The organism is Natronolimnohabitans sp. A-GB9, from assembly GCF_030848565.1.
Taxonomy (GTDB): Archaea; Halobacteriota; Halobacteria; order Halobacteriales; family Natrialbaceae; genus Natronolimnohabitans.
In genome coordinates, this window is sequence record NZ_JAVDDV010000014.1 from 16224 (window position 1) to 30137 (window position 13914).

Annotated in this window: 12 protein-coding genes and 1 pseudogene; 3 read left to right on the forward strand and 10 right to left on the reverse strand. The window is 64.5% G+C overall.

What is annotated here, in order from left to right; genetic code table 11:
* Positions 1 to 253: 253 nt before the first annotated feature.
* From RBH26_RS15545 to RBH26_RS15560, 4 genes are all read right to left on the reverse strand, one after another.
* Positions 254 to 706 carry a DUF892 family protein gene (locus tag RBH26_RS15545; protein ID WP_306759360.1) on the reverse strand — a complete coding sequence of 151 codons (453 nt, stop codon included), beginning with the start codon at positions 704 to 706 and terminating at the stop codon, positions 254 to 256.
* A 12-nt stretch (positions 707 to 718) separates the two neighbouring features.
* Positions 719 to 2131, reverse strand: coding sequence for a nucleobase:cation symporter-2 family protein (locus RBH26_RS15550; protein ID WP_306759294.1), 1413 nt, complete (start codon positions 2129 to 2131; stop codon positions 719 to 721).
* Positions 2132 to 2292: 161 nt separating this feature from the next.
* Positions 2293 to 2838: a hypoxanthine/guanine phosphoribosyltransferase gene (gene hpt, locus RBH26_RS15555; protein WP_306759295.1), complete on the reverse strand. Its 546-nt coding sequence runs from the start codon at positions 2836 to 2838 to the stop codon at positions 2293 to 2295.
* Between the two features lie 341 nt (positions 2839 to 3179).
* Complete coding sequence (locus RBH26_RS15560; RefSeq protein WP_306759296.1) at positions 3180 to 3932, reverse strand: hypothetical protein; 753 nt, start codon at positions 3930 to 3932, stop codon at positions 3180 to 3182.
* Positions 3933 to 4137: 205 nt separating this feature from the next.
* On the opposite strand from RBH26_RS15560, the gene RBH26_RS15565 reads away from it, so the two are divergent.
* A complete protein-coding gene (locus RBH26_RS15565) occupies positions 4138 to 4386 on the forward strand; it encodes a HalOD1 output domain-containing protein (RefSeq protein WP_306759297.1) in 249 nt (82 codons plus the stop codon).
* Here RBH26_RS15565 and dnaJ read toward each other — a convergent pair.
* The 3 genes from dnaJ to grpE form a co-directional block, all read right to left on the reverse strand.
* A complete protein-coding gene (gene dnaJ / locus RBH26_RS15570; RefSeq protein ID WP_306759298.1) occupies positions 4383 to 5543 on the reverse strand; it encodes a molecular chaperone DnaJ in 1161 nt (386 codons plus the stop codon). The genes RBH26_RS15565 and dnaJ overlap by 4 nt on opposite strands.
* A gap of 352 nt (positions 5544 to 5895) precedes the next feature.
* Positions 5896 to 7830 (reverse strand): molecular chaperone DnaK, encoded by a 1935-nt coding sequence (gene dnaK / locus RBH26_RS15575; RefSeq protein WP_306759299.1) that lies wholly within the window; start codon positions 7828 to 7830, stop codon positions 5896 to 5898.
* A gap of 155 nt (positions 7831 to 7985) precedes the next feature.
* Positions 7986 to 8855 carry a nucleotide exchange factor GrpE gene (gene grpE / locus RBH26_RS15580; RefSeq protein ID WP_306759300.1) on the reverse strand — a complete coding sequence of 290 codons (870 nt, stop codon included), beginning with the start codon at positions 8853 to 8855 and terminating at the stop codon, positions 7986 to 7988.
* Between the two features lie 271 nt (positions 8856 to 9126).
* Between grpE and RBH26_RS15585 the strand changes: the two genes are divergently transcribed.
* Positions 9127 to 10584 (forward strand): DEAD/DEAH box helicase family protein, encoded by a 1458-nt coding sequence (locus tag RBH26_RS15585; RefSeq protein WP_306759301.1) that lies wholly within the window; start codon positions 9127 to 9129, stop codon positions 10582 to 10584.
* Between the two features lie 147 nt (positions 10585 to 10731).
* On the opposite strand, the pseudogene RBH26_RS15590 reads toward RBH26_RS15585, so the two are convergent.
* From RBH26_RS15590 to RBH26_RS15600, 3 genes and pseudogenes are all read right to left on the reverse strand, one after another.
* A pseudogene (locus tag RBH26_RS15590) lies at positions 10732 to 10911 on the reverse strand (sensory rhodopsin transducer); the annotation flags it as partial.
* A 22-nt stretch (positions 10912 to 10933) separates the two neighbouring features.
* Positions 10934 to 11893, reverse strand: coding sequence for a TIGR03885 family FMN-dependent LLM class oxidoreductase (locus RBH26_RS15595; protein ID WP_306759302.1), 960 nt, complete (start codon positions 11891 to 11893; stop codon positions 10934 to 10936).
* A 130-nt stretch (positions 11894 to 12023) separates the two neighbouring features.
* Positions 12024 to 12152 (reverse strand): hypothetical protein, encoded by a 129-nt coding sequence (locus RBH26_RS15600; RefSeq protein WP_306759303.1) that lies wholly within the window; start codon positions 12150 to 12152, stop codon positions 12024 to 12026.
* A 136-nt stretch (positions 12153 to 12288) separates the two neighbouring features.
* Here RBH26_RS15600 and RBH26_RS15605 point away from each other — a divergent pair, with 136 nt between their 5' ends.
* Positions 12289 to 13824 carry a DUF790 family protein gene (locus RBH26_RS15605; RefSeq protein ID WP_306759304.1) on the forward strand — a complete coding sequence of 512 codons (1536 nt, stop codon included), beginning with the start codon at positions 12289 to 12291 and terminating at the stop codon, positions 13822 to 13824.
* Positions 13825 to 13914 lie beyond the last annotated feature (90 nt).

Genomic DNA, 13914 nt, shown 5'->3' on the forward strand with positions numbered 1-13914 from the left:
TGCGCTCGTGGAACGCAGCGTGTTTCGCACCCGGGACGAGTTCGAGCCTTCCGTTTCTCACACCAGCAGCCGTCTCACGGGCCAGATCGGCCGTAAAGAACGGATCCCCCTCGCCACCGAAGACGAGCGTGGGTTGTTCGATCGCTGCGAGCCGGTCGCAGCCGTCGAAATCCAGACACGACGAGCGCCCGCGAGCCGTTCCCGACGCTGACGTAGGGATAGTCACCGGGCAGTGTCCCGGTATCGGTCCGAATCACGACAGTGTCAGCCGGTCCCACAGCGACTTCATGTCCGATGCCGTTTCCATCGCCGACAGCTCGCGGTAGGCCGACTGCTCCTCGTCGTAGTTCGACTCGAGCGGTTTGCGGACCTCGTCGTCGTAGTCGAGTTGGCCCGCCATCGACGTCAGACCCTCGTAGGCGGTCATCTCGATGCGTTCGGTCATCATTCCCGCGTTCATGTAGGCCATGTCCAGCAGGTCGTCGTCCTCGATGACCGATTCGAGGGTCGATCGCTCGGCCTCGAGCGCGTCGAGGATCGGCGCCTCGCGCCGCTCGGCTGGTCGGTCGAGCGCCGCGAAGACGTCCTCGAGACGTTGGACCTGTGTTCGGGTCTCGTCGCGGTGGTCCGCAAACCCCTCGCTCATCCGGTCGTTGGTCGCGTTGATCGCCATCTCGTCTAACGTCTCGACGAGTTCCTGTTCGATGTAGTACTGACGCTAATCGTCGCTGGGGCCGGCCGCAGGGGCGTTCGAGTCGACGGGATCCGAAGTCGACTCCGCGGGCACGGTGTCGAACAGCGGGCTTTGTTCGCCGGGGACGAGCGTGTTCAAAAGCAGCGCCGAAAGCGCCGTCAGGATGACGGGTTCGCCGAAGAAGGTCTCCGCCGCGTCCGGGAGTCCTGCAAGGGCTTCGGGCGTCGTCGCGACGCCGAGGCCGAGACCGAGCGAGACGGCCACGATGACCATGTTCCGGCGGTCGAGTTCGGTGTGCATGACGATCAGTCGGACGCCGCTGGCGGCGACCATCCCGACCATCAACAAGACGGCGCCGCCGAAGACGGCACTCGGGATGGTCGTGACGGCGGCCCCGACTTTTGGACTGAGGCCCAACAGCGCGAGGATCACGCCGCTGATGCCGACGACGTGGCGGCTCATCACGCCGGTGAAGGCGACGATACCGACGTTCTGGGAGAACGACGTGATCGGGAACGCGGCGAAGACCGACCCGATCGAACTCAGGATTCCGTCGGTGAACAGGCCGCCGCGAAACTCCTTGTCGGTCGGGTTACGACCTTCGGCGGCCGTGACACCCGACATGTCGCCGACAGTCTCCATCGCGGAGACCAGAAAGAGAAAGGCGAAGACGACGATCGCGACCGGCTCGAACTCGAGGCCGAACCTGGTCGGCGACGGAACGGCGAGCCAGGCGGCATCACCGATCGCCGAGAAATCGACGACGTCGTACCCGAATCCAAAACCGAGGACGACGGCAACGACGTAGCCGACGACGATCGCGGCGAGGATGCTCAACAGTCGGGCGACGCCCCGCGTGAACATGTTGAGTCCGACCGCAAGTCCCAACACGAGCGCGGCCAGCCCGATATTGTAGAGCGCGCCGTAGTCGGCCGCGTCAGCGCCGCCGGCGGCGTAATCCATCCCCGTCGGGATGAGGTATAGCCCGATGATAGCGACGACCAGTCCGGTTACGAGCGGCGGGAAAAACGGTTTGATGCGTTCGAACTGCCAGCCGATCAGCCCTTCGACGGCGAAGCCGGTGACGAGAATCGCCCCGAACACCGCGGCCATCCCGTAATCGACGCCGATCGTCGTCGCCGCACCGACGAAGGTGAAACTCGAGCCCATCACGATCGGGAGCCGTGCCCCGACCGGACCGACGGTATAGGCCTGGACGATCGTCGCCAGCCCGGAGAACAACAGGACCATCTGGACGATATACGCCGTGTCGGCCGGACTGAGACCGACGCCACCCGCGACGATGAACGCGACCGCCGTCGCCGGGACGATCATCACCGCGACGTGTTGCAATCCGAGGAGAATCGATCGGAGCCACGGCGGCCTGTCGTCGAGGCCGTACTCGAGTTGGATGCTCCCGTCAACGTCGTTCGACATTCTGTACGGACCCCGTAGCGAACTGAGGCACAAAAAGTCTCGTATATACGCTCATCATGCGGAGTACTCCAGTCGAAAATACCCACGTTTGTGGATATTCCGTCTGCGACGGAGACCTCGGCAATGGACTCGAGTCCCACGCCACAGCCCACTATCGAATATCAGTGAACGACCACTTCGCCGTCTTCGACGGTGATATCGATGAGACTCGTCGCCTCGAACTCCGTCTCGTCGAGGGCGGACGGACCCGCCTTTCGCATCACGACGACGATATCGACGATGTCGGCGCCGATGTCGTCTAAGGCCTCACAGATCGCCGCCAGCGTTCCGCCCGTCGAGAGCATGTCGTCGACGATGACGACGCGGTCGCCGGCCTCGATATCGTTGATGTACATCTCCGACTCCGAGTACCCCGTCTCTTGATGGAGCGAAACCTCCCCCTCGAGGCCGTACTCGCGTTTGCGGATCACGACCAGCGGGATGTCGGTCTGCAGTGACAGCGCCGTCGCGAGGTGGATCCCCATCGCTTCGGGAGCGACGATCTTGTCGACGTCGAGGTCGATCGTGCGCATGACCTCGACGACGACTTCCCGCAACAGGTCGGGATCGAGCCGTGGAACACCGTTGCTGATCGGATGGACGAGATACTCGTAGCCGTCTTTGTCGATGATCGGTGCGTCGTCGAGCGACTCGATGAGCCTCTCCATACTGCCGGTTGGAGAAATCGGTGCAAAAACGGATCGCTCTCCGATCGATCATCTGGACGGCGACCCGTCACGTACGGGCTGTTGTAGTAGCCACTGAACGTCAATCCACATCCGATCGCACGAGGGGCACGCGGGTCGACGCGACTACCGGAGCGAGACCCGCGAACTGGCGAGCGGGGAGCAGCGTGACCCGTGAGCCCTGCGATCGGTGTGTACATCGTTTCAGTTGTTGCTATAGACGTCGGTACAGCAACTCGTCTCATACGGACTACTGTAGTCAGTACCGGCGCACCCGTGACCCGGGCTGTGGTTGCGCCGGTACATCGGCACAGCAATCCGTCTCAGGGAATCGTCACGTCCTCTGGATCGATACGCGTCGACTCGGGAACCGGCTCACTCGAGACGGCGTATGTGCCCCGGTCGACGGTGGTCTCGTTCTCGCTGCCGTCGCCGGTGAGGACGATCACGCCATCGGCGATCAGGGGTGCGAGAACGCCCGCGGCGATCGTTTCGGGCTTCGAAAACGGCGCGCGAACGACGACACGATCCTCGGCCTCGAGATCGTACTCGTCGACGACGTCGCTTGCGGCCTCGAGGATTCCGCGGTGGCTGACGGTCCGCTCGCCGTCGGTCAGAATCGTCCTCTCGGGATCGATGTCGAGCGGCGGAAAGGCGGGGTTCTCGGTCCAGACGCCGGCGTCGAAGTGGTGGATGTCCGGCTCCTCGGGTTTGGCTCCGTAACCGACCCGTTGGGCACCCCGCGGGAGGTCGTACGTATCTGACTCCAGTTTGTGGACCGGCGCCACGAGCGCCCGGAAGTCGTCGACCTCGGTGAGGTCGGTCGGCGGATCGAAGCGGCTGGTCCCCTCGAGCAGCGTCGTTCCGAAAAACGCAAGCAAGGAAAGGGGATTCTCGCCGACGATTCCGACGGTGACGTCCTCGCGAACGCCCGAGTGTCGCAGGAAGTTGCCGGACTTCCAGGCAGTCGTACACAGCCAGTGATGATCGAACTCCCGGCCCGTCGCGTCGATCAACGACGTGTGCTCGGCCCTGAGTTCGCGCGTGAGTAGTTCGTCGACAGTCGTGGCAGTCATACTCACTACTCGCGGCCGGGCGGAAAAAAGCACGCCGACTCGAGACAGCGCGGCCGCCGAAAAGACCCGCCAGACGGCGGTGATATCGTGGTCGATCGTCGAATCGTGCTGTCCGGCAGTATCACGCCATTACGAATCGACGTGTGGTCCCGACTTCTGGGAACTGCACGCGCCACCTTTCAGTATCTCGTGCCGACTTCGACGTATGGAACAGGGGAGCTATCGGTGGGAGATCGACGACCAGCCAGCGACGGTGGTCATCGCCGACGCCGTGTCGTCGATTACGGAGACGCCACACGAACGACTGGAACCGATCCACGAGTCCATAGACGGCGAGTCCCTTGACGCGCTCGTCGATCACGCCGACGACGTCCGTGTGCGTTTCGAGTACGCGGGGTTCGAGATCGAGGTGACGCCAGACGAAGTGCGGTTGAACGAACGGGAGTCGCGCTAGAACGCGCGTTTGATCTTCTCGAAGAACCCTTCGTTGACCTCGATTTCGTCACCGCCGGCCTCGGCGAACGCCTCGAGTGCCTCGCGTTGCTCGTCGTTTAAGCTCTCGGGAGTGACGACCTGTACCTTGACGAAGAGGTCGCCGTGGCCGCGGCCGCGCAGGCGGGGCATGCCCTTCCCCTCGAGACGGAAGGTCTCGCCGCTTTGGGTGCCTTTGGGAACGTCGAACTCGACGGTGCCGTCGAGCGTCGGCACTTCGACGGTGTCGCCGAACGTCGCCTGTGGGAACGAGATCGGCAGCCGATAGCGCAGATCGTCGCCCTCGCGTTCGAACTCCTCGTGTTCGCGCACCGTGACGTCGATCAGCAGGTCACCGCGACGGCCGCCCTCGGGACTCGGGGCGCCTTCCCGCTCCATCCGGAGCGTCTGGCCGTCCTGGATGCCCGCGGGCACTTCGATGGTGAGCGTCGCCTCGTTGCGGACGTACCCCTCGCCGTGACAGTCGTCACAGGTCTCGGAGTACAGCGTGCCCTCACCGTCACACCGTGGACACGTGGTCGTCTGCTGTACCCGACCCAGCGGCGTCTGCTGGACCTGGGTCACCTGCCCGCGGCCCTGACACTCCGGACAGGTTCGGGAGTCGGCGTCCGGCGGATGGCCCGCGCCGTCGCAGGTGTCACACTCCTCGGGTCGCTCGACGGTGAACTGCTTCTGGGCGCCCTCGTAGGCCTCCTCTAAGTCGATCTCGAGTTCGGTTCGCAGGTCGCGACCTTTCCGTGGTCGGCGGCGACCGCGGCCGCCACCGCCGCCGAAGACCTGCTCGAAGATGTCGCCGAGTCCGCCGCCGCCCATACCGCCACCGCCCATGCCGCCAAACGGGTCGCCACCCATCCCGCCGGCACCGCCCTCGCTGGCGTCGAAGCCGTGTTTTTCGGCCTGCTCGTAGCGGTCGTGACCCATCTGGTCGTAGGCCTGGCGTTTCTCCTCGTCGGTGAGGACTTTCTTGGCCTTCTGAATCTTCTTGAATTTCTCTTCGGCGTCCGGGTCGTCGCTGACGTCCGGGTGATACTCCGTGGCCTTCTCCCTGTAGGCCTGTTTGATCTCCTCGGTAGAGGCGTCGGGACTCACGCCGAGTACGTCGTAGAAGTCCTCGCTCATTCGTTGTCACACCGATACTCGGTTGAACCACTTGAAACGACCGTTCCGCAGATACCTTTTTAGCAGGGCCCTCATACGGTCTCCTGTCGTCATACTGCCGGACAGCAGTCCGTATCACGCGCCGTTGGCGCGTTCGAACCCCGCGAGAAAAGCCACTCGTTCCCTCAGGTCGGTGACGGGTGCAGCACTCGGCGCTTCAATCCGGAGCCACCACTCCGTATACTCCCTTCGAGGCCACACTCGAGAACTCGCTTCGCTCGTTTTCGAAACTACGGAAGACGAACGACGTGAGTCTTCCGAGCCGAAGATGACGACTCGTCCCGTTAGTTGTCGTCGTCGTGACGAAAACGACTCAGTCTTCGTCGTTTTCGTCAACGTCTTCGAAGTCGGCGTCGACGAACTCCTCGTCCTCGCCGCCAGCAGCGCCACCCTGGGGACCGGCGTTCGGGCCGCCGCCCATGCCGCCCATGCCGGCGCCAGCAGCGCCGCCTGCAGCGCCACCGGCCGCACCGCCGGCACCCGCGGCGCCGGCCTCTCCGGCCTGTTGCTGGTAGACCTGCTTGCCGATCTCCTGGAGCTCCTTGCTCAGGGTCTCGGTCGCGGCTTCGATATCCTCGGCGTCTGCCTCGTCGTCGTCGATCGTCTCCTCTAAGTCCTCGATCGCGGCTTCGATGTCGGCTCGCAGATCGTCGTCGACCTGCTCGTCGTTCTCCTCGAGCAGCGTCTCGGCGCGCTGGATCGTCGCTTCGGCCGTGTTCCGGGCCTCGATACGCTCGCGTTTCTTCTTGTCCTCTTCGGCGTGTTGCTCGGCCTCGCGTTGCATCTCCTCGATCTCCTCGTCGGAGAGGCCAGCACCGCCTTCGATGGTGATCTCCTCGGACTCGCCGGAGCCTTTGTCCTCGGCGCCGACGTTGACGATCCCGTTCTCGTCGATGGAGAACGTGACCTCGATCTGGGGCGTTCCAGCGGGTGCCGGCGGGATGCCAGTCAGGTGGAACTCACCGAGCAACTCGTTTTTCTCGGCCAGTTCGCGCTCACCCTGGAAGACCCGGACCTGCACGGAGGTCTGGTTGTCAGCGGCCGTGGTGAAGATCTTCGACTCCTCGGTCGGGATCGTCGTGTTCTTCTCGATGAGCCGTTCGAAGAGCCCGCCTTTGACCTCGATACCCAGCGACAGCGGCGTGACGTCGAGCAGGACGATGTCGTCGACCTCGCCGCCCAGCACGCCACCCTGGATCGCCGCGCCCAGCGCGACGGCCTCGTCGGGGTTGACGTTCTTCTGGGGTTCCTGGCCGGTGAGTTCTTCGACCTTCTCGGCAACCTGGGGCATCCGGGTGGAACCGCCGACGAGCAACACCTCGTCGATGTCGTCTTTCTCGTAGCCCGCGTCCTCGAGGGCCTGTTCCGTCGGTTCGACGGTACGCTCGATGAGGTCGCTGGTGAGCGACTCGAACTTCGCGCGGGTGAGCGACTCCTCTAGGTGAATCGGACCGTCGTCGGTCGCGGTAATGAACGGCAGGTTGATCTCGGTCTCCTTGCGCGAGGAGAGTTCGATCTTGGCCTCCTCGGCGGCGTCTTTCAGCCGCTGGAGGGCCTGACGATCCTCGCGGAGGTCGATGCCGTGTTCCTCCTCGAAGGTCTCGGCGAGCCAGTCGATGATGGCCTCGTCCCAGTCGTCGCCACCGAGGTCGTTGTCACCGTTGGTCGCGACGACCTCGTAGACACCGCCACCGAGATCGAGAATAGAGACGTCGAAGGTGCCGCCACCGAGGTCGTAGACGAGGACGGTCTGGTCGGACTCGTCGTCCAGTCCGTACGCCATCGAGGCGGCCGTCGGCTCGTTGACGATGCGCTCGACCTCGAAGCCGGCGATCTCGCCGGCGTCTTTGGTCGCCTGGCGCTGTCGGTCCGAGAAGTACGCGGGGACCGTGATGACGGCCTTCTCGACCTCGTCGCCGAGGTACTCCTCGGCGTCGCGTTTGATCTTCTGGAGGGTCATCGCCGAGATCTCTTCGGGCGTGTACTCCTCGCCCTCGATCTCGACGGTGTAGTCGTCTTCCCCCATGTGGCGCTTGATCGACTGAATCGTCTTTTCGGGGTTCTGTACGGCCTGGTTCTTCGCGGGTTTCCCGACGAGTCGCTCGTCGTCGTCGGTGAAGGCAACGACCGAGGGCGTCGTTCGCTCGCCTTCGGCGTTGACGATGATCTCCGGGTCGCCACCTTCCATCACCGCAAACGCGCTGTTCGTCGTTCCGAGGTCGATTCCGAGAATTTTGTTGCTCGCCATCGTGGAGGCTATTGTGCGCACTTTGTTTTAAAGGTTACTAGGGAATATCGACGGCCGAATAAAATAAGTCCGCGCAGCACAGACCGGCCGCTCACGGGCGTGAAAAGCGGGGTTAGGAGTGTTCGAGAACGACGCCTCGAGTGTGAGAAAAGCTGTCAGTCGTCCGTCTCGTCGTCTTCGGTCGACGCGTCCGCGTCTTCGCTGTCGTCGGCGTCGTCCTCGAGTTCGCCGTTCGAGACCGTCACCTGCGCGTTCTGGATGACCTTGTCGCCCATCTCGTAGCCGGGCGTGTAGACGTCGGCGATCGTCCCTTCCGGCAGGGCGCTGTCGACCTGCATCATGACTTCGTGGCGCTGTGGATCGGTCTCGGCGCCGGGCTCGGGATCGATCTCGGAGACGTTCTCCTCCTCGAGGACGCGGTCGAACTCCGTTAAGGTCATCTCGACGCCCTCACGGAGGCTGTCGGCGTCGCCGCTTTCCTCCTCGAGGGCGCGTTTCATGTTGTCCCGAACGCCGAGGAGCCGTTCGACGAGGTCCTCGGTCGCGCGGTCTTTCATCTGCTCCTGGCGTTTCTTGGCGCGTTTCTTGTAGTTCTGGAAGTCGGCCTGTTTACGCTTGAGCCGGCTCTCGAGGTCGTCGACCTCCGCTTCGCGGGCCTCGAGTTCGCTTCGAAGCCCTTCGATCGTCTCGGCCTGTTCCTCGACGCGTTCGCCCAAGTCCTCGAGTTCGGCACGCTGGTCGGCGACCGTCTCGTTCAGATCGCGGGCCTCCTCGACGATAGCGTTGACCTCGTGGGCGAGGTCGTCGTCGTACTCGGTGATCCGATCGAGTAGTTCCTGGACGTCCTCGCTCGTCTCTGGAGCCGACGGCTCCTCGGACTCTGTGTCAGTCTCGGAGGCGTCGACGTCCGACTCGTCCGTGTTCGCTCCCGCCGTGGACTCGACGTCCGCCGACTCGCCGTCGTCGGAGTGCTCCTCGGACGGGACACCTTGGGCCCCAGCGTTCGTGCCCTCGTCTTCGCTCATGTGCCAGTCAACGAACAGCGGTAATAAAAGGGTTGAGGTACGGTACTCTGTCGCCGTCCTCGAGCGGTCGGGCCGGGTCATACGGTCTCCTGTCGTCGTACTGCCGGACAGCAGTCAGTAACCCGTCAGTCGGAAATTCGCGACCGTCACCCGCGGGGACGGCTGCAGTCGTGCGCCCGATCCGTGAATCGTTCTGTCGGAAGGATGAGGAAATGGTGTCGCTGGCCAAAATATCAGACAGTATTTGTCCGTCCCGTCCTCAGTAGCGCGCGTGACGGACCCCAACGCGGCGGAGACGGGATCGACGCCGATCAGGCTCCGGTACGAGGACGGCACCGTCCGGATCGACGGCATAGAGGAGCCAGCGCTGACCGCGGTCCGGGACGCGGTCCCCGAACTCGAGGCCGATCACCGAACCGACGGGCGGCGCGTCCCCGGCTACCGATACGCGCCGCTGCGGGCCGCCCTCGCCTCGGTCGACGGAATCCGACTCGAGGACCGCGTTCTCGACCTCGAGTCGCTGCCCGAGCTTCACTCGGCGTACGAACTCCGCGACTACCAGCGCGAGGCCCTCGAGACGTGGCTCGAGACCGATCGCTGGCGAGATAGCGACACCGATACCGATGGCGCTCTCGAGTGTGCCCCTGCGGGCGTTCTCGAACTCCCGACGGGAAGTGGGAAAACCGTGATCGCCATCGAGGCGATCGAGCGGTTCGCGACGCCGACGCTGGTCGTCGTTCCGACGATCGACCTCCTCGAGCAGTGGCAACGGGAACTCGAACGTGAATTCGACTGTCCGATCGGTCGCTTCGGCGGCGGCGAGCAGCGCCTCGAGCCGATCACGGTCTCGACGTACGACTCGGCGTACCTGAAAGCCGATTCGGTGGGCGATCGGTTCGGCGCCGTCGTCTTCGACGAGGTCCACCACCTCGGCGGCGAAGGCTACCGCGAGATCGCACGCCTGCTCGCTGCACCCGCTCGACTGGGGCTGACGGCGACGTTCGAGCGTCCCGACGACGCCCACGAGATCGTCTCGGGGATCGTCGGCCCGCTGGTCCACCGCGTCGACGTCGACGAACTGGCTGGCGACCACCTTGCAAACTACGACCTCAAACGACTCGAGGTCGAGCTCACACCCGAGGAACGCGAGGAGTACGAACGCAATCAGGAGACGTTTACGAACTACCTCGCGCAATCCGGCATTCGGATGCAAAGCGGCTCGGACTACCAGGAGCTCGTCAAACGCTCGGGCTCGGACCCCGCCGCTCGCGAGGCGTTACTCGCTCGCCAACGCGCACGGGAGATCACCTTCGGTAGCGAGGCCAAACTCGAGGCACTCGAGGGCATTCTCGAGGACCATCGCGGCGAACGAACCATCGTCTTTACGGCTCACAACGACCTCGCGTACGACGTCAGCGAGCGGTTTTTGATCCCGACGATTACCCACCAGACGGGCGCCGCGGAGCGCCGGGAGATCCTAGAGCGGTTCCGCGAGGGGACCTATACCCGGATCGCGACCTCGAACGTCTTGGACGAGGGGGTTGACGTCCCCGACGCGTCGGTCGCGGTCGTCCTCTCTGGCAGCGGCAGCGAACGGGAGTTCGTCCAGCGACTGGGACGTATCTTGCGGCCGAAAGCGGACGGGACGCGGGCGGTCCTCTACGAGGTCGTCGCCGCGGACACCGGCGAGGAACGGGTGGCCGACCGGCGACGCGACGACGCGCTGTGAGGACACTCGAGGCCGTCCTCGATCACTAGCACGCACTCCGTTTCGTCGAACTTGTAGACCTACCGTGGCGCGAACGAGACGCTGCCCGACCAGTTGGTCCACTCGCGTCCGATTCTCCCGCTTCCGCGTCCGGGTCCCGGACCACGATCACTCACCCGGGTATGCCATCGTCGTGAGCAGTGCGTTCTCGGCCTGTCTCGAGTCCAGTCGCGTGTGCTGGCAGACAACCGGGACGTCCGACTCGACGACGCTCGCGAAGTCCTCGCCTTTGGGAATCGCTTCGGGGTCTTCGAGTTCGTTGAACCGGAAGTGGCGGGTCCGATTCGCATGAGCGACGGGGGTCTTCGACCTACCGGAACGACGGAAGCACGTCCTCGCCGAACACCTCGAGGAACGCTTCCTGGTTCGTATTCACGTTGTGGACGAACACCCGGTCCACGTCGAGGTCGAAATCAGTCTCGAGCCACTCGATGTGATCCTCGAGGTCACTCGAGACCCGCACGTTCGCTTCGACTTGCTCCTCGTCGACGGTTTCGGTCAGTTCGTCGTAGTCCTCGGGCGTGCGCAGTTCCTGGGTCACCGTGCCCGGCACACACTGGGTGCGCCACTGGTCGTAGGCACCCTCGAGGGCAGCATCGTCGGTGTCGTCGTAGGAGTGTTGGGCCTTCAGATAGACCGGCTTCTCCGGCGCCGCCTCTTTGAACGCCTCGACGCGGGCGGCGTCGTTCTCGTGGTCGGGTGTGGCGATCGTGATCATTCCGTCGGCCCACTCGGCGAGCCACGCGGCGGTCTCTTCGGAGAGAGCGGCGCCGATCAGCGGCGGCGCCGTCTCGGGGCGGGAGTAGAGTTGGGCACGCTCGACATCGATCCGGCCGTGGTGGGTTACCTCCTCGCCGTCCCACAGCCGACGCATGATGTCGGCACACTCCTCGAGACGGGCATTGCGCTCCTCTTTGACCGGCCAATCCGTGCCCGTGATCCCCTCGTTCAACAGCTGGCCGCTGCCGACGGCCAGCCAGAAGCGCTCGGGATACATCTCGCGCAGCGTCGCCGCTCCCTGGGCGATGATCGCGGGATGGTAGCGGTAGCCGGGTGCGTTGACGGTGCCGAACGTGAGATCGGTCGCCTCGAGCGCTGAACCCAGCCAGGACCAGACGAACCCCGACTCGCCCTGGTCCTCGCTCCAGGGATGGAAGTGATCCGAAGCCAGCGCGTGGTCGAACCCCTGTTCGTCCGCGAGCCGAGCGTACTCGAGGAGGGAACTCGGGGCGAACTGTTCGTGGGAGACGTGGTAGCCGAGATCGGTCATGGATACCTCCGGTCAGAACTGTGAAGCGCCGCCAGCACGGTTCGATTCTCGACGAATTGGGACTTAGTTCCACGGCGTGTCTATGCCAGATGGCGGGCTCAGAAGCCGGTCGGCCGTTGGCGTATGCGTATCAGGAGTCCGTCCTCGGGTTCCACTCGCCGATAGCCTCGAGTTCGCTCGGCATCAGGTCGCTGAACCGAACCAGTTGGCGCTGGACGACGCCGTCGGCGCTGACGACGACCGCCCCATCGCGGGTCATCGCGACCCCCCGTGCCGTCGTCGTCCATACCGGCGTTTCACCGTCCCCTCTCGTACTCTCGTCGCTTGATTGTCGTCTCGAGACGGGCTCCTGGGAGCGCCGTGCTTTTGCCCTCGCCGCACCGATCTCGAGTCGAATGCTGACGAAGGACCTGCTGCGCGTCTCCCGGGCCGGCGGCGGCTACCACCTCCAGTTCGCCGGCCGCGAACACCGTCCCCTCGCGGCCCGCGTCATCGGCACCTACCAGGGGCACGTCGGTGAGACCCGCGGTACTCTCGAGGACGCACTCACCGACCTCGAACGCGACGCCGAGGACTTCAAACTCGTCCGGGGGTTCGCGGCCCTGCTCGAGCGCGACGCAACCTTCGAGACCGAGGCGCCAGTCGATCCCGAGCGGGCCCGTCGAGCCGCCTTCGAGGCCGCCGAAACCGTCGACGTCGTCACCGACGACGAACGCGCGACGGCGCTGTACCGCGCAGGCGAGTCGCTCGGCGTCTCGGCCGATTCCATCGAGGCGGCACTGTACGCCGACCTCGAGGAACGACAGGTCCTCACGGAACTGACGTCACGGTGGGACCCCGACGATCTCCTCTCGCAGTACAATCTCTCGCTTTCCCAGACCGCACTGTTCGACGCGACCGAGCTTCGGGTGCGCTCGAGCGATCCGAAGGCGCTGATTTCGGCGATCAAGCGTCTGCGATTGATGTACGAGATCCGGCGACTGGACGGACACGACGGTGGCGGTAACGACATCGCCGAGCGCGAAGTCGTCGTCACCGGACCGACCCACCTCTTCCGGGCGACCCGGCGGTACGGCACCCGCTTTGCGCGTCTCCTGCGGACGATCGCCGGCGCCGAGGCGTGGTCGCTCGAGGCGACGATCGACGACCGCGGTACCGAACGGACGCTTTCGCTTATTCACGAGGACCCCGTTCGGGTGCCCGACGCCGAGCCGGTTGCCGACGTGCGCTTCGACAGCAGCGTCGAGGCCGACTTCGCCGCCCGGTTCTCGGCGCTCGACCTCGAGTGGGACCTCGTCCGCGAACCCGAACCGCTGGCGACGGGAACACGGGTAATGATCCCGGATTTCGCGTTCGAGTACGCACACGGAACCTTTCGCGTCTACTTCGAGATCATGGGGTTTTGGACGCCCGAGTACGTCGACAAGAAGCTGGCCCAACTCGAGGACCTCGAGGACGTCGAACTGATCGTCGCCGTCGACGAGTCGCTTGGCGTCGGCGAGGAGATCGCGGCGCGTGACTTCCGGGCGATCCCCTACTCGGATACCGTCCGGGTGAAAGACGTCGCCGGCGTCCTCCGGGAGTACGAACGCCAGCTGGTCGCGGAAAGCGCCGCTGCGTTGCCCGCACAGCTGTGTCCCGACAAGGACGTCCTCTCCCTCGAGGCCCTCGCCGATCGCCACGGCGTCAGTGAAGACGCGCTCGCCGACGTCGCCTTTCCCGACCACCGACGGGTCGGTCGCACGCTCGTTCGACCCTCGGTTCTCGAGTCACTCGATGAGACCATCGAAGTCGGAATGGACCTCGACGACGCCGAGGACGTCCTCGACTCACACGGCGTAAGCGACTCGAGTGCGATCCTCTCGGAACTGGGCTATCGCGTCGAGTGGGACGGGCTGGCCGGTGGGACGATCGTCGAGCGAGAGCAGTAGGCGAATCGGCGGCGTTCCTTCTCGTAGTTCTCACGCAGTTTCAGCATCTGGCTGGGTCACAACGGATGTGACACACCAGCACTCGCTTCA

Bases quoted from the DNA above. Each gene is read 5' to 3' on its own strand.
- RBH26_RS15550 (WP_306759294.1), bottom strand. From the start codon at position 2,131: ATGTCGAACGACGTTGACGGGAGCATCCAACTCGAGTACGGCCTCGAC.
- hpt (WP_306759295.1), bottom strand. From the start codon at position 2,838: ATGGAGAGGCTCATCGAGTCGCTCGACGACGCACCGATCATCGACAAA.
- RBH26_RS15560 (WP_306759296.1), bottom strand. From the start codon at position 3,932: ATGACTGCCACGACTGTCGACGAACTACTCACGCGCGAACTCAGGGCC.
- RBH26_RS15565 (WP_306759297.1), top strand. From the start codon at position 4,138: ATGGAACAGGGGAGCTATCGGTGGGAGATCGACGACCAGCCAGCGACG.
- dnaJ (WP_306759298.1), bottom strand. From the start codon at position 5,543: ATGAGCGAGGACTTCTACGACGTACTCGGCGTGAGTCCCGACGCCTCT.
- dnaK (WP_306759299.1), bottom strand. From the start codon at position 7,830: ATGGCGAGCAACAAAATTCTCGGAATCGACCTCGGAACGACGAACAGC.
- grpE (WP_306759300.1), bottom strand. From the start codon at position 8,855: ATGAGCGAAGACGAGGGCACGAACGCTGGGGCCCAAGGTGTCCCGTCC.
- RBH26_RS15595 (WP_306759302.1), bottom strand. From the start codon at position 11,893: ATGACCGATCTCGGCTACCACGTCTCCCACGAACAGTTCGCCCCGAGT.
- RBH26_RS15600 (WP_306759303.1), bottom strand. From the start codon at position 12,152: ATGACCCGCGATGGGGCGGTCGTCGTCAGCGCCGACGGCGTCGTCCAG.
- RBH26_RS15605 (WP_306759304.1), top strand. From the start codon at position 12,289: ATGCTGACGAAGGACCTGCTGCGCGTCTCCCGGGCCGGCGGCGGCTAC.